This is a genomic window from Microvirga lenta (genome assembly GCF_020532555.1).
Classification (GTDB): domain Bacteria; phylum Pseudomonadota; class Alphaproteobacteria; order Rhizobiales; family Beijerinckiaceae; genus Microvirga; species Microvirga lenta.
On the sequence record NZ_JAJBBR010000005.1, the window covers coordinates 195,738 to 213,661 of the forward strand.

16 protein-coding genes are annotated in these 17,924 nt (G+C 68.0%); 11 read left to right on the forward strand and 5 right to left on the reverse strand.

Translation table 11 applies throughout. From position 1 onward, the window contains the following. Positions 1 to 44: 44 nt before the first annotated feature. Both LGR44_RS09330 and LGR44_RS09335 read right to left on the reverse strand, forming a co-directional pair. Positions 45 to 1,472: a protein adenylyltransferase SelO gene (locus tag LGR44_RS09330; protein WP_226739670.1), complete on the reverse strand. Its 1,428-nt coding sequence runs from the start codon at positions 1,470 to 1,472 to the stop codon at positions 45 to 47. 204 nt (positions 1,473 to 1,676) lie between these two features. After that, entirely contained in the window at positions 1,677 to 2,729 is a 1,053-nt protein-coding gene (locus LGR44_RS09335; protein ID WP_226739671.1) for a phosphotransferase, read from the reverse strand. Between the two features lie 159 nt (positions 2,730 to 2,888). On the opposite strand from LGR44_RS09335, the gene LGR44_RS09340 reads away from it, so the two are divergent. From LGR44_RS09340 to LGR44_RS09375, 8 genes are all read left to right on the forward strand, one after another. Further along, on the forward strand, positions 2,889 to 3,923 hold the full coding sequence (locus LGR44_RS09340) for a patatin-like phospholipase family protein (protein WP_226739673.1): 1,035 nt from the start codon (positions 2,889 to 2,891) through the stop codon (positions 3,921 to 3,923). Positions 3,924 to 4,075: 152 nt separating this feature from the next. Beyond that, entirely contained in the window at positions 4,076 to 6,946 is a 2,871-nt protein-coding gene (locus LGR44_RS09345; RefSeq protein WP_226739675.1) for a monovalent cation/H+ antiporter subunit A, read from the forward strand. A 14-nt stretch (positions 6,947 to 6,960) separates the two neighbouring features. Continuing rightward, positions 6,961 to 7,308, forward strand: coding sequence for a Na+/H+ antiporter subunit C (locus LGR44_RS09350; RefSeq protein WP_264196427.1), 348 nt, complete (start codon positions 6,961 to 6,963; stop codon positions 7,306 to 7,308). Next, the gene (locus tag LGR44_RS09355; RefSeq protein WP_226739679.1) at positions 7,305 to 8,843 is read left to right on the forward strand and encodes a monovalent cation/H+ antiporter subunit D; all 1,539 of its coding nucleotides are present in this window, start codon (positions 7,305 to 7,307) and stop codon (positions 8,841 to 8,843) included. The genes LGR44_RS09350 and LGR44_RS09355 overlap by 4 nt, the downstream gene beginning before the upstream one ends. Then, a complete protein-coding gene (locus LGR44_RS09360; protein WP_226739680.1) occupies positions 8,840 to 9,328 on the forward strand; it encodes a Na+/H+ antiporter subunit E in 489 nt (162 codons plus the stop codon). The genes LGR44_RS09355 and LGR44_RS09360 overlap by 4 nt, the downstream gene beginning before the upstream one ends. Further along, positions 9,325 to 9,594 (forward strand): K+/H+ antiporter subunit F, encoded by a 270-nt coding sequence (locus LGR44_RS09365; protein WP_226739682.1) that lies wholly within the window; start codon positions 9,325 to 9,327, stop codon positions 9,592 to 9,594. Before LGR44_RS09360 ends, LGR44_RS09365 begins: the two co-directional genes overlap by 4 nt. A gap of 11 nt (positions 9,595 to 9,605) precedes the next feature. Next, positions 9,606 to 10,004: a Na+/H+ antiporter subunit G gene (locus tag LGR44_RS09370; RefSeq protein WP_226739684.1), complete on the forward strand. Its 399-nt coding sequence runs from the start codon at positions 9,606 to 9,608 to the stop codon at positions 10,002 to 10,004. An 18-nt stretch (positions 10,005 to 10,022) separates the two neighbouring features. Beyond that, positions 10,023 to 10,733, forward strand: coding sequence for a DUF502 domain-containing protein (locus tag LGR44_RS09375; RefSeq protein ID WP_226739686.1), 711 nt, complete (start codon positions 10,023 to 10,025; stop codon positions 10,731 to 10,733). Between the two features lie 4 nt (positions 10,734 to 10,737). Here LGR44_RS09375 and LGR44_RS09380 read toward each other — a convergent pair whose 3' ends face one another. After that, positions 10,738 to 10,905: a YqaE/Pmp3 family membrane protein gene (locus LGR44_RS09380; protein ID WP_226739688.1), complete on the reverse strand. Its 168-nt coding sequence runs from the start codon at positions 10,903 to 10,905 to the stop codon at positions 10,738 to 10,740. A 220-nt stretch (positions 10,906 to 11,125) separates the two neighbouring features. On the opposite strand from LGR44_RS09380, the gene LGR44_RS09385 reads away from it, so the two are divergent. The 3 genes from LGR44_RS09385 to LGR44_RS09395 all read left to right on the forward strand — a co-directional run bounded on the left by LGR44_RS09385 (position 11,126) and on the right by LGR44_RS09395 (position 15,549). Continuing rightward, positions 11,126 to 12,484 carry an NAD(P)/FAD-dependent oxidoreductase gene (locus LGR44_RS09385; protein ID WP_226740185.1) on the forward strand — a complete coding sequence of 453 codons (1,359 nt, stop codon included), beginning with the start codon at positions 11,126 to 11,128 and terminating at the stop codon, positions 12,482 to 12,484. 78 nt (positions 12,485 to 12,562) lie between these two features. Next, on the forward strand, positions 12,563 to 13,675 hold the full coding sequence (locus LGR44_RS09390) for a site-2 protease family protein (RefSeq protein ID WP_226739690.1): 1,113 nt from the start codon (positions 12,563 to 12,565) through the stop codon (positions 13,673 to 13,675). Positions 13,676 to 13,947: 272 nt separating this feature from the next. Beyond that, a complete protein-coding gene (locus LGR44_RS09395; protein ID WP_226739692.1) occupies positions 13,948 to 15,549 on the forward strand; it encodes a catalase in 1,602 nt (533 codons plus the stop codon). Positions 15,550 to 15,630: 81 nt separating this feature from the next. Here the strand turns inward: LGR44_RS09395 and LGR44_RS09400 are convergent, their stop codons facing one another. Then, positions 15,631 to 16,737 carry a hypothetical protein gene (locus LGR44_RS09400; RefSeq protein WP_226739694.1) on the reverse strand — a complete coding sequence of 369 codons (1,107 nt, stop codon included), beginning with the start codon at positions 16,735 to 16,737 and terminating at the stop codon, positions 15,631 to 15,633. A 130-nt stretch (positions 16,738 to 16,867) separates the two neighbouring features. After that, a complete protein-coding gene (locus LGR44_RS09405; protein WP_226739696.1) occupies positions 16,868 to 17,914 on the reverse strand; it encodes a histone deacetylase family protein in 1,047 nt (348 codons plus the stop codon). Between the last annotated feature and the right edge of the window lie 10 nt (positions 17,915 to 17,924).

Consider the following 17,924-nt stretch of genomic DNA (forward strand, 5'->3'; position numbering starts at 1 on the left):
TTGGAAGCGTTCGGCCTGAACACACCGCGGCGCACCCGGTTCCGTCACGTAGGCATGGTGCCGTAGGCGTCCGCCATCGTGGCGATGTCGTCCAGCTTCGCGGTGAAGATGGTCCAGTCGTCGCGATCGGCAATGGGGGCCCAGGCCGCCTCCACATCCTCGACGAGCATGGTGCAGGGGCTCCTACGGGCGAAATAGGGATGGTCCAGCCGCGCATCCGGCGCAGGCTCGAAGCCCTCCATCGCCGCGTGCACGGGACGGAAGGCGGGCTGCGCATAGAACGCGGCCGAGGGGCTTCGCGCGGCCCGCTGCTCGCTCGCCCATCCGCCGCGCCAGTCGAACAGGGTCTGCTCGAAGGGCGCCTTCGTCTCGTGCAGGAAGGTCCAGAGCGCCCGGGCGAGCCTGCCGTCGCGCTCGAACCCCGCCGAAGCCAGGCCGAGACGGCGCAGGAGCGCGGCCGGAAACTCCCGGTGCAGGGCGGGCTCGAAAACCTGAAGCGCCTTTTCGAGCTCCGCCTGCGGCGCGAGCGGCAGAAGGCATTCCGCCAGCCGGAAGAGATTCCACAGCAGCGCATCGGGCTGGCGGCCGAAGGCGTAAAGCCCGGTCTCGTCGAAATAGGCGGCGGTGAAGGCCGGGTCGTAGGCGGGAATGAAGCGCCAGGGGCCGTAGTCGAAGCTCTCGCCGGTGACGTTGATGTTGTCGGTGTTGAGCACCCCGTGCACGAAGCCCGCCGCCATCCACTGCGCGCCCATGCGCGCCACCCTCCGGCAGACCTCCTCGAGAAAGGCCACCGCACGGGCGGGCTCGTCCTCGCGCCGCGCATCGGGCATGTAGGTCTCGACGGTGTAGTCGAGGAGCTTGCGGATGTTGTCCGTCTCGTCGAGATAGAGGAAGCGCTGAAACGTCCCGATGCGGATGTGGGAATGGCTCAGGCGCACCAGCACCGAGGAGCGCGTGGGGGAAGGCTCGTCGCCGCGCTCCAGCTCCTCCCCGGTCTCGATCAGGCTGAAGGTCTTGGAGGTTTCGACGCCGAGCGCCTCCAGCATCTCCGTCGCCAGCACCTCGCGCACCCCGCCCTTCAGGGTCAGCCGCCCGTCCGCGTGGCGCGACCAGGGTGTCTGGCCGCTGCCCTTGGTGGCGAGATCGAGCAGCCGCCCGTCCGCGAGGTCGTGCAGCTGCGCGAAGAGAAAGCCGCGCCCGTCGCCGAGATGGGGATTGTAGGTCCGGAACTGGTGGCCGTGATAGCGCAGCGCCAGCGGCTCCCGCAGGCTCCCCGGAAGCGGCTCGAAGCGCCCGAAATGGGCGATCCACTCCTCATCCGTCAGCGTGTCGAGTCCGACCCTGGCCGCCCAGCGCCGGTTGCGGTAGCGCAGGATGTGCTGCGGGAACGAGGCGGGCGCGACCACGTCGTAGAAATCGGAGCCGAGGCTCGCGTGGCGCGTCGAGGGGCGAACGGCGGTTGAAACGGGCATCGGGAACCAATCGCGCTGCAGTCGAAAAGGTTCAACGCATCAGGCGCCGTTTCGGCGCAGGCGGAGCTCCGTCGGCATATCTCGCATACCGCGTGTGAACCCGAACGGCCCGCTCCGGGTTGTCCCTTCAGATCATTTGCAGGAAACACGCCATGTTCAAGCTCATTCGCAATTTCTTCATCCTCCGGCAGGCCTGGAAGCTCATCAAGCGCCGGCGCTAGCGCTCGCGCGGCGCAGCACGCGAAGCCAGTCGCGGGGGGGGGCACGCACGCTACCCCTGGGGGGGGGGGCGGTTACCGCGCCCCCCCGCCGACGCGCGCACAGAGCCGGCTCCTGGACCCGCTGGAGATGGTGGAGCAGGGCTCCGGACAGGGCGTTCGACGCTCCCGCAATCCAGTAAGCGTCACGGACCGACGAGGTGAGGCCCCCGTCTGCTCCGAAAGCGGACAGGTAGGCCGCGAGCAGCGTGTCGTGCCGGCGCCCCGCCTCGGGCTCCCAGACGCGGAGCGATTGCAGCCAGGAGCTCGCATCTTCGAGCGGAGAGCCGAGGCGCGCCCGCCCCCAATCCAGGAGAACCGGCTCGGCGCCCTGCCCCCTCCGGCACACCAGCACATTCCCGGGATGAACGTCGCCATGGATCGGCCGGCATCCGAACGGGTGCTCGGCCAGGAGTTGCTCGCGCAGGCGCACCCGCTCCAGCACGATGCGCCTCAGGGCGGGCAGGTCCCTGGCCAGAGCCGACAGGCCGGGCTGGCTCCGGCACCGGTCGAGCGCCGTCCATGTGGCCTCGGCCAGCAGGCCGAGCTCCGCCTCGTAGTCCCATGCCGGGATTTTCGCATCCGCCTCCCCGGCAATCCGGTGGAAATGCGCGAGACGCACGAGCAGCTCGCTCCCGGCGGACAGGTTCCGCCATGGCCAGGATGCGGTTCTGCGAATGGCCTCGAGGCACAGAAGAACTGAATCGTCGGAATGCTCGACCGCGAGCAGACGCGGCGAGATCCGGCTGGCGCAGTGCGCCACGAGTCCTTCGTAGATCGCGGCCTCGCGTGCGGGCCGTCCCTGGAGCCGCTTCATGACCACGCGCAGAAGCCTCGGGAGCCCGCCTTCACGGTAGCGGGCGGTCACCAGCACCACCTGGGAGGCCTCCATGCCGCCGCCGAAGGATTGCCGATCCACCTGCGCCTGCAGCATCTGTTCGCCGGCGATGCGGACGAGCATCGTCCTGACGGGGTCCTGGCGTTCGAGCGTCGTCGTCATGCCCAAATGATGGCCCCGGCCCGAGTGGCCTCAACCCTGCTCCCGATATTGTCAGGCTGGCCTGCATCGCCGACCGGCTTGCCCCGCTCGGTTCGGCGGCACATCTTGGTGGGCACGGACCCTTCCCGAGACAATTGTCCTGACGAGGTGAGAAACCAGATGCCGAAATCCACCGCGCGCCGCGCCATCATCCCGGTCGATCTCGCCCTCCAGGGCGGCGGTGCGCACGGCGCGTTCACCTGGGGCGTCCTCGACCGGCTGCTGGAGGAGCCCTGGCTCACCTTCGACGGCATTTCCGGCACCTCCGCCGGGGCCATGAACGCGGCGGTCCTCGTGGGCGGCTATGCCGAAGGCGGGCCCGAGGGCGCGCGGGCCGCCCTGGAACGGTTCTGGCGGCGGGTTTCCGAGGTGGCCCTGCTCAGCCCCTTTCGCCGCACGCCGCTGGACATCCTGCTCGGCCGCTGGTCGCTGGACTATTCCCCGGCCTTCGTCGCCTACGACATCGTGGCGCGTCTGGTCTCGCCCTACGACCTGAACATCCTGAAGGAGAACAATCCTCTGCGGGACATTCTGGAGGCGACCATCGATTTCGGCCGTCTCGCCGATGCGCCGATCAAGCTCTTCGTCACCGCCACGAACGTCCATACGGGCCAGGGCCGGATCTTCCGGAATCCCGGCATCACGCCGGACGCGCTGCTCGCCTCCGCCTGCCTGCCCTTCCTGTTCCAGGCGGTCGAAATCGACGGCGAGCCCTATTGGGACGGCGGCTATACGGGCAATCCGGCGATCACGCCCCTGGTGAAGGAATGCGGATCGGACGACGTCATCATCGTGCAGGTCAATCCGGTCGAGCGTCCCGGCACGCCGCGCAGCGCCCGCGAAATCGTGAACCGGGTGAACGAAGTATCCTTCAACTCCAGCCTGCTGAAGGAACTGCGGATGATCGCCCTGCTGCGGCAGGTGGCGGATCCCGGCAATTGCGAGGGGGCCCTGTGGGCGAAGATGCGCGTCCACCGCATCGCGAGCCCGGAGATGGCGGATCTGGGCTATTCCTCGAAACTCAACGCGGAGTGGGATTTTCTCTGCCATCTGCGGGATGCCGGACGCCGCTCGGCGGAGACATTCCTGCAGAACGACGCGGGCCGGCTCGGCCGGGATTCGAGCCTCGATCTCGATGCTCTGCTGGACGAATGACCATGCGTCCGCACGCTTTTCGCTGGCGCGACGGTTGACCATCGGCCATTGACAGGCCCTGATGCAATCTGGTTCGAGGCACTGCACGCCCTAGTTAGCGGCGGACGTGAAGACCCATTTTCCGTAGCAAGAGCGAGACAGATCCGACACCGATGAACATTGCCCTGCTTCCAGTCCTGCCGCTCCTTGCCGCCTTTCTTCCCTCGCTGGCGATCAAGTCGGGGCGGACCATCTCCGCCATCGTGGCGGCGGTGCCGACGGTTGCGGCGCTGTTCCTCCTGGCGGCCGCCGCGCCCCGGATCTATGGCGGCGAGGTCCTCACCGCGCGCTACGAATGGCTGCCGCAGATCGGCCTGTCGTTCAGCGTGTTTCTGGACGGGCTGGGCTTTTTCTTCGCGGCCATGATCCTGGCGATCGGCCTGCTGGTGATCGTCTACTCGCGCTACTACCTGAGCCCCAACGATCCCATGGGGCGCTTCTACACCTATCTCCTCCTGTTCCAGGGGGCGATGGTGGGCGTCGTCGTCAGCGACAACGTCCTCCTGCTGACGGTGTTCTGGGAACTCACGAGCCTCAGCTCCTTCCTGCTGATCGGCTACTGGCGCGCCGTCCCGGAAGGGCGGCAGGGCGCACGCATGGCCCTCGTGGTCACGGGCGGCGGCGGCCTTATGCTGATGGCGGGCGTCCTGCTGCTCGGCCAGATCGCGGGCTCATACGAGCTGACGGAGATCCTTCAGCGCGGCGACGTGATCAAGAACTCCCCGCTCTACCTGCCGATGCTGCTGCTGATCCTCGGCGGCGCCTTCACCAAGTCGGCCCAGTTCCCGTTCCATTTCTGGCTGCCGCACGCCATGGCCGCGCCGACGCCGGTCTCGGCCTACCTGCACTCCGCCACCATGGTGAAGGCCGGCGTGTTCCTCCTGGCCCGCCTGTGGCCGGTGCTCGCCGGCACCGAGGCCTGGTTCCTCATCGTCACCCTGACCGGCCTCGTCACCATGCTGGTCGGCGCGTGGATCGCCTTTTTCAAGGACGACCTCAAGGCCATCCTCGCCTATTCGACGGTCAGCCATCTCGGCCTCATGACCATGATGCTGGGCATCGGCACGCCCCTGGCGGCGGTGGGCGCGGTGTTCCACATCCTCAACCATGCCACCTTCAAGGCGGCGCTCTTCATGAGCGTCGGCATCGTCGACCACGAGACCGGCACGCGGGACGTGAAGCGGCTCGGCGGGCTGCTGCGCCTCATGCCGATCAGCGCCTCGCTCGCCCTCGTGGCCACGGGCTCCATGGCGGGCCTGCCGCTTCTCAACGGCTTCCTCTCCAAGGAGATGATGCTCGAAACCGTCGGCCACACGACCTATGCGGGCAATTACTGGATCCTGCCGACCCTCGCGACCGCGGGCGCCCTGCTCTCCGTCGCCTATTCGGCCCGGCTGGCGATGCTGGTCTATCTCGGCCCCGTGCGCCACGACTATCCGCACCACCCGCACGATCCCCCGGTGGGCCTCTGGCTGCCGGTGGCGATCCTCGTGGTGCCGGTGATCGCCATCGGGCTCCTGCCGGCCTTCTTCGCGGGCCCGGTGGTCGAGCGCACGGCGCTCGCGGTCGTGGGCGCGCCCCTGCCCTCCTACTACCTCGCGCTCTGGCACGGGGTCACGCCCGCGCTCTTCATGAGCATCGTGGCCTTCATCGGCGGCGGAGCCGTGCTGGCCGCCTTCGGCCTCTTCGACCGCCTGCGCCTGTCCGTCCCGCGCCCGGAGGCCAAGCGCCTCTTCGACGCGACGGTGAGCGCCGCCGTCGAAGGCGCGCGCGATCTGATCGGGGCGCTGCACACGGAATCCCTGACGCGCTACTTCGCCGTCATCGTGGTGTCGATCGTCGCGGTCGGCATGGTGGGCTTCTTCACGGGCCCCTACGAGGCGGGCGACAGGCCTCTCCTGCCGGTCAACCTGCCGGCCCTGATCATCTGGATCTCGCTGGTGGCGACCTGCCTCGCCGTGGTGGTGCTCCACGCGAACCGGCTTCTCACCCTCATCCTGACCAGCATCGTCGGCCTCGTCGTCTCCCTGGCCTTCATCCAGTTCTCGGCTCCCGACCTGGCCCTGACGCAGATCTCGGTCGAGGTCGTGATGACGATCCTGATGCTGCTCGCCCTCAACCTCCTGCCGCGCACGACCCCGCGGGAATCCGGACGGATTCGCCGGATCAGGGACGGCGTCGTGGCCTGCGTGGCGGGACTGGGGCTCGGCGGCCTGTCCTACGCGGTCATGACGCGCAATTTCCAGTCGATCTCCGAATACCACCTGGCCCAGTCCAAGCCGGGCGGCGGCGGCACGAACGTGGTCAACGTGATCCTGGTGGATTTCCGCGGCTTCGACACCTTCGGCGAAATCATCGTGCTGTGCATCGCGGCGCTGGCGATCTACGCCCTGCTCGACAGCTCGCTCCGGGGCGCCGCCGCGCAGCGCCTCGCCGCCATGCGCCAGGATACGGAAGCCGCCGACGCTCATCCGCTCATGCTCGTGATCGTGACGCGCGTGCTGCTGCCGCTCGCGCTGACGGTCGGCGTCTTCATCTTCCTGCGCGGCCACAACCAGCCGGGCGGCGGCTTCATCGCCGGTCTCGTGGTCGCCATCGCGCTTCTCATGCAGGCGATGGCGAGCGGGTACACCTGGACGGCGAACCGCCTGCACCTGAACGCCCACACCATGCTGGGCCTCGGCGTCCTGATCGCCGGCCTCACCGGCCTTGCCGCCCTGCTCTTCGCGCGCCCCTTCCTCACGAGCACCTTCGGCTACTTCCACCTGCCGGTCATCGGCGAGTTCGAGCTGGCCTCCGCGATGGCCTTCGACACCGGCGTCTTCTTCGCCGTGGTGGGAACGGTGCTCCTGTCCCTGGCCCAGATCTCGCGCGTGCAGGCACGGGCCGAGCGCAAGCCCGTGCCGGAAGGCCCCTCGGACATCCGGCTGCCGCCGGTGCGCGTCTTCAACGCCCCCACCCCCGCCTACGGAAAGGAGGACTGACCGTGGAAATCCTCATGGCAAGCAGCATCGGCTTCCTGAGCGCCGCCGGCATCTACCTGATCCTGCGCGGACGCAGCTTCCCCGTGATCATCGGGCTCACCTTCCTCTCCTATGCGGTGAACGTGTTCCTGTTCGCCATGGGCAGGCTGGCGGTCGACGAGCCCCCGATCATCGCCTACGACGCGGCGCGCTACACCGATCCGCTGCCGCAGGCCCTGGTGCTGACCGCCATCGTGATCTCGTTCGGCATGACGGCGCTGATCGTCGTGCTGGCCCTGCGCGGCTATCTGGAGACCGGGTCCGACCGGGTCGACCAGGGCGTGCCCAAGATGGAGCCGGCCGAGGAGCGGCTGACCTCATGAGTTCCTGGATCGTCGCCCCCATCCTGATCCCGGCCCTGACGGCGCCGCTGCTGCTGCTGACCCGACGCGCGCCCAACCTGCAGCGCCGGACGTCCCTGGCCGCGGTTGCGCTCCTGCTGGTCGCGAGCATCGGCGTCTTCATGCTCGCCACCGACGGTATGGTGCGCTCCTATCGCCTCGGCGACTGGCCCGCCCCGTTCGGAATCGTGCTCGTGCTCGACCGGCTTTCGGCCACCATGGTGCTCCTGACGGCGGTTCTGGCCTCGGCGGTGGCGATCTACGCCTCGAACGGCTGGGACGAGAAGGGACACCATTTCCATCCGATCCTCCAGTTCCAGCTCATGGGGATCAACGGAGCCTTCCTCACGGGCGACGTGTTCAACCTGTTCGTGTTCTTCGAGGTCATGCTCATCGCCTCCTACGGGCTGCTCCTGCACGGCGGCGGGCCGCGCCGTCTCGGAGCCGGCTTCCAATACGTGGCGATCAACCTCATCGGCTCGACCCTCTTCCTCTTCGCGGTCGGCCTGATCTACGGCGTCACCGGCACCCTCAACATGGCCGATCTCGCCGGCAAGGTGGCGCAGGTTCCGGCCGCCGACGCGGCGCTCCTGCGCACGGGAGCGCTCCTGCTCTTCCTGGTCTTCGCCATCAAGGCCGCGCTGGTGCCGCTCCACTGGTGGCTGCCCACCGCCTATGCGGCGGCGCCCGCGCCTTCGGCCGCGCTCTTCGCCATCATGACCAAGGTGGGCGCCTATTCCATCATCCGCGTCTTCACCCTCGTCTTCGGACCGGAAGCGGGCTTCGCGGCGAACATCGCCGCCCCGTGGATCATGCCGGCCGCCCTCGCCACCCTGGCCATCGGCGCGGTGGGCGTGCTGGCGAGCCGGGTGCTGGTGGACCTCGTGTGCTTCGCCATCGTCTGGTCCATGGGCTCGCTCCTCGTGGCGGTCGCGCTGTTCGACGTCACGGGACTCACGGCCGCGCTCTACTACACCCTGCACTCCACCCTGATCGGCGCCGCCCTCTTCCTGCTCAGCGACCTCATCGCCCGCCGCCGCGGCCGCTGGCGGGACGATCTGGAGCCGAGCCCCGTCATGGCCCAGGCGCCGCTGATGGGGGCCCTGTTCTTCCTGGCGGCCATCGCCATGAGCGGCCTGCCGCCCCTGTCCGGCTTCATCGGCAAGATCATGATCCTGGACGCGACGCGGCCCTCGGGCGCGGTCGGCTGGATCTGGGCCGTGGTGCTCGCTACCAGCCTTGTCGTCATCCTCGGCTTCAGCCGTGCGGGCACGACCCTGTTCTGGAAGAGCGAAGCCGTTGCGGGCGAGCCCGAACCGATGCCTCAGCCGGCCCGGGCCATGCCCGTCATGGCGGCGGCGGCGCTGGTGGCTGGAACCGTGCTCCTCTCCCTGTGGGCGGGCCCGGTGACGCGTCACCTGGAGGCGACCGCACGGCAGCTCGTCGACCCCAGGGCCTATGTGGAGGCCGTACTTGGCGCCCCGCCCCAGGCGCAGCTCTCGGAGCCGCAGCCATGACCCGCCTCTTTCCCCACCCGATCCTGAGCGTCGTCATCGCCATCGTCTGGATCCTGCTCGTGAACGAGATCACGGCCGGTCAGATCGTCATCGGGATCTTCCTGGGCTGGGCCATTCCCAAGCTGACGAGCCCCTACTGGCCCGATCGCCCGCGCATCAGGCGTCCGGGCGCGGTGATCGCCTATATGGGCATCGTCCTGTGGGACATCGTGGTCTCGAACATCCAGGTCGCCTATTGGGTGCTGTTCCGTCGCGGAAACTCCCTCCGGTCCCGGTTCGTCACCGTTCCCCTCGATCTGACCACGGCCGAGGCCATCACGGCGCTCGCGGGCACCATCACCATGACCCCGGGCACCGTGAGCGCGGACCTGTCCGCCGACGGACGGTCCCTCCTCGTCCATTGCCTGGAAACCGACGATCCGGACGCCACCGTCGCCCAGATCAAGGACCGCTACGAGCGCCGTCTCAAGGAGATCTTCGAATGATCGACGTCGCCTGCCTCATCGCCACCGTCACCATCGCCGCCGCGAGCCTGCTGACCCTCTACCGGCTGGCCCGCGGCCCGGACGTGGTCGACCGGATCCTGGCCCTCGACACCCTGGTCATCAACACGATCGGCCTCATCGTCGTGGTCGGCCTCTGGTTCCGCTCCACCATGTATTTCGAGGCGGCCCTGCTCTTCGCCATGGTGGGCTTCCTGACCACCGTCGCCCTGTGCAAGTATCTCCTGCGCGGGAACGTGATCGAGTAGGGTTCAAGTCCATGATCATCGCCGAAGCGGCCGTCGCGGCCATCATTCTGATCGGAGCGTTCTTTCTCCTCGTCGGCTCCTTGGGCCTCGCCAAGCTGCCCGACCTGATGCGGCGGCTGCACGCGCCGACCAAGGCGACCACCTTGGGCATCGGGAGCATGCTGATCGCCTCCATGCTCTATTTCGCGATCATCGAAGGCAAGCCTTCGATCCACGAGCTTCTGATCACCCTGTTCCTGTTCCTCACCGCCCCGGTGACGGCCCAGATGGTGGCCAAGGCCTACATCCTTCGCACCAGACAGCTTCACGAGGTGCTTCCCGGCACCGGCCGCCCCGTCGGATGGGCCACGCTCGATGCGGCGCAGGCCGATGCGTGCTCCGAGACGGTGCAGCACACGACCATCGACTAAGGGTTTCTGGAGCCCGGCATGGAACGCCTCCGTCGCAATATTCTCGCCGGTCTCCTGACGGTGATCCCTCTCTGGATCACGGTGTGGATGATGTGGTTCATCCTGGACTACATCATCTATCTGGGCCGCCCCCTCGTCTTCGCCCTGGCCGCCGCCATCCGCCCCTATGCGGAGGACGTGGCCGACCTGCTCATCCTCGACTGGTTCCAGCAGGCCGTCGCCATCCTCATCGTCCTGGCCGCCCTCTACATGATCGGCGCCACCGCCAACGCGGTGATCGGCCGCCGCATCCTGCGCCTCGTCGACCGGCTGATCGACCGGGTGCCCCTCGCCAAGACCATTTACGGAGCGACCCGCACCCTGATCGAGTCCGTAAAGGGGGGCCAGCAGGGCGGCCAGCGGGCGGTCCTGATCGAATTCCCGCACCCTGACATGCGCGTGGTCGGGTTCGTGACGGCCACCTTCCATGCCAGCGACACGGGGGAGGAACTGGCCGCCGTCTACGTGCCGACGACCCCGAACCCGACCTCCGGCTACGTGGAGATCGTGCCCACGCGGCGGCTGGTCTGGCTCGACTGGAGCGTCAACGACGCCATGTCCTTCATCGTCTCGGGAGGCGCCATGACGCCGAGCGGCATCCGGATGAACCCGACCCCGCCTCGCGTGCCCAGCGTGGACGACCTCGTGGCGCCGGAGCGGGAGCGGGAGAGCGAGACCTCGCCCACCTGAGGGATCAGTGCGTCCGCCGCGCGATGATCCAGACCGCGTGCACGATTCCGGGAATGTAGCCGAGCAGCGTGAGCAGGATGTTGAGCCAGAACTGGCCGCCGAAGCCCACGGTGAAGAAGACGCCGACCGGCGGCAGCAGGATGGCGAGGATGACGCGAAGAAGATTGCTCATGGGCTGCTCTGGTCAAGGTGGGATGCATGGCAGGAACGCATCCATGTCCCGCCTGTTCCTCAACCTGTGACGCGGCGGCCCTATTGCCGGGCCGTCGCGGCCTTTTTCCGTCGAACCGTTGCCTGTTCCGGTCGTTCACCCCTGGAGGTTCGCGACGGGATTTGGAATGACCATTCTGCCGGGAGGAAATGAGGAGCGCGGCCAGGTGCCGGCCCGGCCCATGGCCGGGAGCACAGGGCCGAGTCTTGGGGAGCGCCCGCATCACGTAGTCGTCGTGGGGGCGGGCTTCGCCGGCCTGTCCCTGGCCCAGGGTCTCGGCGGCACGCCGCTGCGGATCACGCTCGTGGATCGTCGCAACTACCACCTGTTCCAGCCCCTCCTCTATCAGGTGGCGACCGCCGTCCTGTCGCAGGGCGAGATCGCCGAACCGATCCGCCGCATCCTGAGGCGGCACAAGAACGTGAGCGTCCTGCTCGGCGAGGTCGACGGCATCGATACCGGGCGGCAGGAGATCAGCATCGACGGAGAGAGACTGGCCTACGACACTCTCGTGCTCGCGACGGGAGCGACGCACAGCTATTTCGGCCATCCGGAATGGGAGCGGTTCGCCCCCGGCCTCAAGACGCTGGACGATGCCCGGCGCATTCGCGCCAAGGTTCTGATGGCCTTCGAGCTTGCCGAGCTGGAGGAGGACCCGGCCGAGCGCGAGCGGCTTCTGACCTTCACGGTCATCGGCGGCGGACCGACGGGCGTCGAGATGGCCGGCGCCATCGCGGGCCTCGCCAAACAGGCCCTGGCCCGAGACTTCCGCAATATCGATCCGACGAAGGCGCGCATCCTCCTGGTGGAGGCCGCTCCCCGGATCCTGGGTCCGTTTCCGGAGGACCTCGCGACCTACGCCGTACGGGCGCTGGAGCGGCTCGGCGTGACCATCCTCACCGACCGTCCCGTGGAGAATATCGACGAGAGAGGCATCGTCGTCGGGGGCGAGTTCGTCCCGACGGCGACGGTCGTCTGGGCCGCGGGCGTGACCGCATCGCCCGCGGGCAAATGGCTGGATGTCGGCACGGACAAGGCCGGCCGCGTCGAGGTTGGGCCCGACCTCTCCGTCCCCGGCCTCGAGAACGTCTATGTTCTCGGCGACCTCGCGCTGGCGCGCGACGAGAACGGCAAGCCCCTGCCGGGCCTGGCGCAGGTGGCGCATCAGCAGGGCGATTATCTCGCGAAGGCTCTCCAGGCGCGCATTCTGCGGGGCGAGACCCCGAAGCCCTTCCGCTTCCGCAGCCGTGGCAATCTCGCCGTCATCGGCCGCAACGAGGCCGTGGTGCATTGGGACACGGTGAAGCTGAAGGGCTTCTCCGCCTGGCTCGTCTGGGGCATCGCCCATGTCTACCTGCTCGTGGGGTTCCAGAACCGGCTCCTGGTCAGCCTGCGGTGGCTCTGGTCCTACATCACCCACCAGTTCGGGTCCCGGATCATCGACGAGGATCTTTCCCGGCGGCATTCGCACGAGGCGAGAACGGAGGTTTTCATTGACGCAGCTCATGGCGAGGAATTGCGGGACCGTGCGAGAAGTTGAGGCCGCGGGGCGTCTAAGCCGGATCTTGACCCGCCGGACGGACGTTCCCGCACGAACCGGGAAAGGCGAGGGTTGAGCATGGGATGGTCGATCCCCGTCGGCACGGTGAAGGGCACGGTCATCCGGATCCATTTCACCTTTATTCTCTTCCTCGTCTGGATCGCGGTGTCGCATTACGCGAGCGGCGGACGCCAGGCGGCCATCGAAGGCACGGCCTTCGTCATCCTCCTGTTCCTGTGCGTGCTGCTGCACGAGTTCGGCCATGTCTTCGCGGCCCGGCGCTACGGCGTGCAGACACCCGACATCACGCTGCTGCCCATCGGCGGCGTGGCGCGCCTGGAGCGCATTCCCGAGGAGCCGTCGCAGGAGCTGATCGTGGCTCTCGCCGGGCCTGCGGTGAACGTGGTGATCGCGGCCATCCTGTTCGCCGTGCTCGGCGGCTTCGTGCCCGCGGACAGCATGGACGTCCAGAACCCCGGCACGAGCATGGTGGCCCGCCTCGCGATGGTGAACGTGTTCCTGGTGGTGTTCAATCTCATCCCGGCCTTTCCCATGGACGGCGGGCGCGTGCTGCGCGCCATTCTGGCCTCGCGCCTGGGGTATCAACGCGGCACGCAGATCGCCGCATCGGTGGGACAGGTCGTGGCCTTCGGCCTCGGCCTGCTCGGCCTCATGGGCAACCCGCTCCTGATCTTCATCGCGATCTTCGTCTATCTCGGCGCGGCCGGGGAGGCCCACGCGGTCCAGATGCGTCAGGTCTCCCGCGGGATGCTGGTCGCGGACGCGATGATCACGAAGTTCGAGAGCCTGCGCCCCGGCAGCAGCGTCGAGGATGCGGTGCAGTGCCTGATCCACACCACCCAGCACGATTTTCCGGTGGTCGACGGCGCCGGGCACCTGCGCGGCGTCCTCACCCGCGACGACATGATCCGCGCCCTGCGCGAGCAAGGCCCTCAGACCTCGGTCATGGAAGTGATGCGCGCCGACATCCCTCTCGTTCACCACCGGCAGCCGCTGGAGAAGGCCCTGCAGATCATGCAGCAGTCCCGTGTTCCGGCCATCGGGGTGACCGACAGGGAGTCCCGGCTCGTGGGCCTGATCACGCCGGAGAACGTGGGAGAGATGATGATGGTCCTCGCGGCCAGTCCGCCGCGCCGCTCGCCCATGCCCTGGCAGCGCATCCCGAAATAGAAAAGCCCGGCACGCGTCCGGGATCTTCACGACGGAACGAACTTCCACGCCGGACGCGGGAGGGAAATGATCACATCTTCTCCCGCTATATCGTTCCGGTGAGGAACGCCATGCATCCTGCCGGAGCGTCGCGCTTCGCGCACGCCGCGCGGATACGCCATGGCGAAGCTGAAACGTCTGGCCATCGGTGACGTTAACGCCATAGCCCCGGTCTGTTTCGGTCGACCGGGGCTATGCACATTGCCACAACCCACAAACGACAGGGGACTTCCATGGCCGACAAGCGCCCGACCCTCACCACCCGACAGGGACATCCGGTCTCTGACAATCAGAGCCTGCGCAGCGTGGGGGAGCGTGGACCAGCAACGCTCGAAAACTATCAGTTCATCGAAAAGATCACCCATTTCGACCGCGAGCGGATTCCCGAGCGCGTCGTCCATGCCCGCGGCACCGCCGCCCATGGCTATTTCGAAGCCTACGGCAAGATCGGCGACGAGCCCGCATCCAAGTACACCCGGGCCAAGGTGCTGACCCAGACCGGTGTGCGCACCCCCGTGTTCCTGCGCTTCTCCACCGTGATCGGCTCGAAGGATTCTCCCGAGACCGCCCGCGATCCGCGCGGCTTCGCGATCAAGTTCAAGACCGTCGACGGGAACTGGGACCTCGTGGGCAACAACCTGAAGGTCTTCTTCATTCGCGATGCGATCAAGTTTCCCGACATGATCCACGCCTTCAAGCCCGATCCGGTTTCGAACCGCCAGGAGCCGTGGCGCTTCTACGACTTCGTGATGCACCACCCCGAGGCGCTGCACATGGTGACCTGGGTAAAGAGCCCGTGGGGCATCCCGGCCGATTACCGGCACATGCAGGGTTCGAGCGTCAACACCTACAAGCTCGTCAACGACAGGGGCGAGGCGGTGCTGGTCAAGTTCTCGTTCGAGCCGAAGCTCGGCGTGAAGAATCTCACCAGCGAGCAGGCGGCCGAGATCCAGGGCCGGGACGTGGGCCATGCGACCCGCGACCTCTACGATGCCATCGAGCGCGGCGACTATCCCGAGTGGGAGATGTGCGTGCAGATCATGTCGGACGACGACCATCCGGAGCTCGACTTCGACCCGCTCGACGACACGAAGCGCTGGCCGGAGGATCAGTTCCCGCTGCTGCCGGTGGGCCGTCTCGTCCTCGACCGCAACCCCGACAACTTCTTCGCCGAGACGGAGCAGTCGGCTTTCGGCACGGGCGTGCTGGTGGACGGCATCGACTTCTCCGACGACAAGATGCTGCAGGGCCGGACCCTGTCCTACTCGGACACGCAGCGCTACCGCGTCGGCCCCAACTATCTGCAGCTTCCGGTCAACGCCCCGCAGGAGCAGGCGCGGGCGCAGACGAACCAGCGGGACGGCCTCATGACCTTCTATGTCGACCGTGGCCCCGATCAGAGCAAGCACGTGAACTACGAGCCGAGCTCCATGGGCGGCCTGCGCGAGGCGCCGCGGCCCGCGAAGGACTACCACCAATGGGTCGAGGGCCATCTCGGCCGGTACCAGACCACGCGCACGGCCGACGACTACAAGCAGGCCGGCGACCGCTACCGCACCTTCGAGGACTGGGAGCGCGACGACCTGATCAACAACCTCGTGGCCGACATGAAGGAATGCCCGGAGCACATCGCGCTCCGCATGGTCTGGCACTTCTGGCACTGCGACGAGGATTACGGCCGCCGTGTCGCCGAGGGCGCGGGCATCGACCTCAAGAAGGCGCTGGAACTGCCGCCGCTGGAAGGCAAGCCCGCCCCGGGCCAGAACCGTCCGGGCAGCACCTATACCAGCGGCAAGCGCGAAGGCTCCTCGCCGCGGACCGAGGCCGCCGAGTAAGGCGCGCCACGAATCCTGAAACGCCGCGAGCCGGGCTCACGCCCGGCTCGTCCTGTTTCAGCCCGCCATACGCAGCAGGGGTCACTTCTTCGCGCAGATCGCGCGGGCGAACATGCCGCTCGGATTGTCGCTCGTGGAGAAGCAGTAGATGCCGACCTCGTCCATATCGATCCGGTCGCCGCGATTGCACGTGCCGTTCACGGGATACTCGTCCTCGGCGCAGCGGGCCACGCAGCGCCCCTGGGCCTCGCATTGCTGCACCAGCACCCGCAGGATCGTTCCGGCCGTTCCCGGCCTCCCCTCCGGCCCCGCCGGGCCGGGAGGCCCCGGAGGGCCTGCGGGTCCCGCCTGCCCGACAGGCCCGGGCGGTCCCGGAGGTCCCGCTGGGCCGGCAGGTCCGGCCTGACCGTCCGCTCCATCGGCGCCCGCCGGACCGGGCGGGCCTTCGGGCCCGGGCTCTCCCCGGGGGCCCTGCAGGCCCTGCGGCCCCTGAGGACCCTGGTGCCCCGCCACGCCCTGCGGCCCCTGCGGGCCGGGCGGTCCCGGAGGTCCTTCGGGCCCCGCTTCGCCGGGAGGACCCGCCGGGCCGGGCTGGCCGCCGGAAGCACCCTGTCCCGGCTCACCCGGAGGCCCGGGCGGCCCCGGAGGACCGGCCGGTCCCGCTGGCCCCTGCGGGCCCGGGGCGCCGTCGCGTCCGGCCACTCCCTGAGGACCCTGAGGTCCCGGCGGACCGGCCTGGCCCTGCGGCCCTTCCGGTCCGGGAGGTCCGCTGGGCCCCGTCGGCCCCTGAGGTCCCGGCTCTCCTTGCGGTCCTGGCGGGCCCGGAGGCCCGGGAGGACCGTCCGCCCCCGCGACGGGCTGCGGAGCCTCCGCGGCGGCGGTCTGGGGTCCTTCCGGACCGCGCTGTCCGCAGAAGCCGACGACCACGTCCCGCTGCTCGTCGTCCGCCTGCAGGGTCACGACGCAGTCATCAGGATGGTAGGCGAGCCGAAAGACGAAGCGCCCGTTCGCCTCGGTTCTCGTCTGATGGTTCTGATCGAGGGTGACGGCGGTCTGGCGGGGCCTGCTCAACCGTCCGACGACGCGCAGCTCCCCGCCCGTGATCATGGCCTGATCGACGATGATGTCGGCACTGGCCGGCGTGCAGGTGAAAGCGAATACGGATCCCGCCAACAGACGCTTGATCATCATGCCCCTCGCGCAAGCTGTGCCTTGAAGCGTCTCTCCCTCGTGCGGGGGCGTCAATTAACTAAGAAGGGTAGAACGTTCGGCTACCACCAACGCACTCACGCGGTAGCCGAAAGGATCCGACCCGTCCTCACCCCGCCAGCAGGCCGTCGAGGAACTGCCCCAGGCAATCGCCGATGACGGAGACCTGATAGCCGCCTTCCTGCACCACCACGGTGGGAAGCCCGATGGAGCGGATGCGCGCGCCGATTCCGCGGAATGCCGCCGTCGAGACATCGAGGAGGCCGATGGGATCCTCCCGATGGCTGTCGTAGCCCAGGGCCACCACCAGGGCCTCCGCACCGAAGGCCTGAACGGTCTCGAGGCCGCGCTCGACGGCCTGGAACATGGCATCGTCGCGGGATTTCGGCTGGAGCGGGATGTTCAGGTTGAAGCCCTCGCCTTCGCCGTGGCCGCGCTCATGGGCATAGCCGGTGAAGAAGGGATAATAGGAGTTCGGATCCACATGGATCGACACGGTCAGCACATCGGCGCGGCGATAGAAGATCTCCTGCGTGCCGTCGCCGTGATGCGCATCCACATCCAGAACGGCCACCCGGCCGAAGCGCGAGCGCAGGTGCTGGGCGGCGATGGCCGAGTTGTTGAGATAGCAGAAACCGTTCGCCTGATCGGCGCGGGCATGGTGCCCCGACGGGCGGCACAGGGCATAGACGGCGCCCGCGCCTTCGACCACCGCGTCCGCCGCGGCCATGGCCGTGTGGCTGGACCTCAGCGAAGAGCGCCAGGTGTTCGGACCGACGGGCACGGAAAGCCCGCCGAGATAATACCCCGCCTGCGCCACCACGGATTGCGACGGGCATGGCGGCCGGTGCGGCCAGTCGGGCCGCCCGCTCCAATAGGGCGCCACATTGGGCAGCACCTCGATTCCGGCGTTGGGGAGCTGGCGCCAGCGCTCGTAGGCCGTGGCGAGGAATTGCAGGTAGTGTTCCGCATGAACCGTCAGGGCGGGACCGAGCTCGTAATCCTCGGGCTGCTCCGGCTGCAAGCCGCGTGCCGACAGGGCCCGAAGCAACGCATCCACCCGGTTCGGACGGTCCTGCGGATCGACGATCCTGCCGACCTGCATGAATTGCTGCGGATCGTGCAGGTGCTGATCGGGATGGAAGAAGACGCGCATCGGACAGGCT

Bases quoted from the DNA above. Each gene is read 5' to 3' on its own strand.
- LGR44_RS09355 (WP_226739679.1), top strand. From the start codon at position 7,305: ATGAGTTCCTGGATCGTCGCCCCCATCCTGATCCCGGCCCTGACGGCG.
- LGR44_RS09390 (WP_226739690.1), top strand. From the start codon at position 12,563: ATGGGATGGTCGATCCCCGTCGGCACGGTGAAGGGCACGGTCATCCGG.
- LGR44_RS09340 (WP_226739673.1), top strand. From the start codon at position 2,889: ATGCCGAAATCCACCGCGCGCCGCGCCATCATCCCGGTCGATCTCGCC.
- LGR44_RS09385 (WP_226740185.1), top strand. From the start codon at position 11,126: ATGGCCGGGAGCACAGGGCCGAGTCTTGGGGAGCGCCCGCATCACGTA.
- LGR44_RS09345 (WP_226739675.1), top strand. From the start codon at position 4,076: ATGAACATTGCCCTGCTTCCAGTCCTGCCGCTCCTTGCCGCCTTTCTT.
- LGR44_RS09375 (WP_226739686.1), top strand. From the start codon at position 10,023: ATGGAACGCCTCCGTCGCAATATTCTCGCCGGTCTCCTGACGGTGATC.
- LGR44_RS09330 (WP_226739670.1), bottom strand. From the start codon at position 1,472: ATGCCCGTTTCAACCGCCGTTCGCCCCTCGACGCGCCACGCGAGCCTC.
- LGR44_RS09335 (WP_226739671.1), bottom strand. From the start codon at position 2,729: ATGACGACGACGCTCGAACGCCAGGACCCCGTCAGGACGATGCTCGTC.
- LGR44_RS09400 (WP_226739694.1), bottom strand. From the start codon at position 16,737: ATGATCAAGCGTCTGTTGGCGGGATCCGTATTCGCTTTCACCTGCACG.
- LGR44_RS09405 (WP_226739696.1), bottom strand. From the start codon at position 17,914: ATGCGCGTCTTCTTCCATCCCGATCAGCACCTGCACGATCCGCAGCAA.
- LGR44_RS09350 (WP_264196427.1), top strand. From the start codon at position 6,961: ATGGCAAGCAGCATCGGCTTCCTGAGCGCCGCCGGCATCTACCTGATC.
- LGR44_RS09370 (WP_226739684.1), top strand. From the start codon at position 9,606: ATGATCATCGCCGAAGCGGCCGTCGCGGCCATCATTCTGATCGGAGCG.
- LGR44_RS09395 (WP_226739692.1), top strand. From the start codon at position 13,948: ATGGCCGACAAGCGCCCGACCCTCACCACCCGACAGGGACATCCGGTC.
- LGR44_RS09365 (WP_226739682.1), top strand. From the start codon at position 9,325: ATGATCGACGTCGCCTGCCTCATCGCCACCGTCACCATCGCCGCCGCG.
- LGR44_RS09380 (WP_226739688.1), bottom strand. From the start codon at position 10,905: ATGAGCAATCTTCTTCGCGTCATCCTCGCCATCCTGCTGCCGCCGGTC.
- LGR44_RS09360 (WP_226739680.1), top strand. From the start codon at position 8,840: ATGACCCGCCTCTTTCCCCACCCGATCCTGAGCGTCGTCATCGCCATC.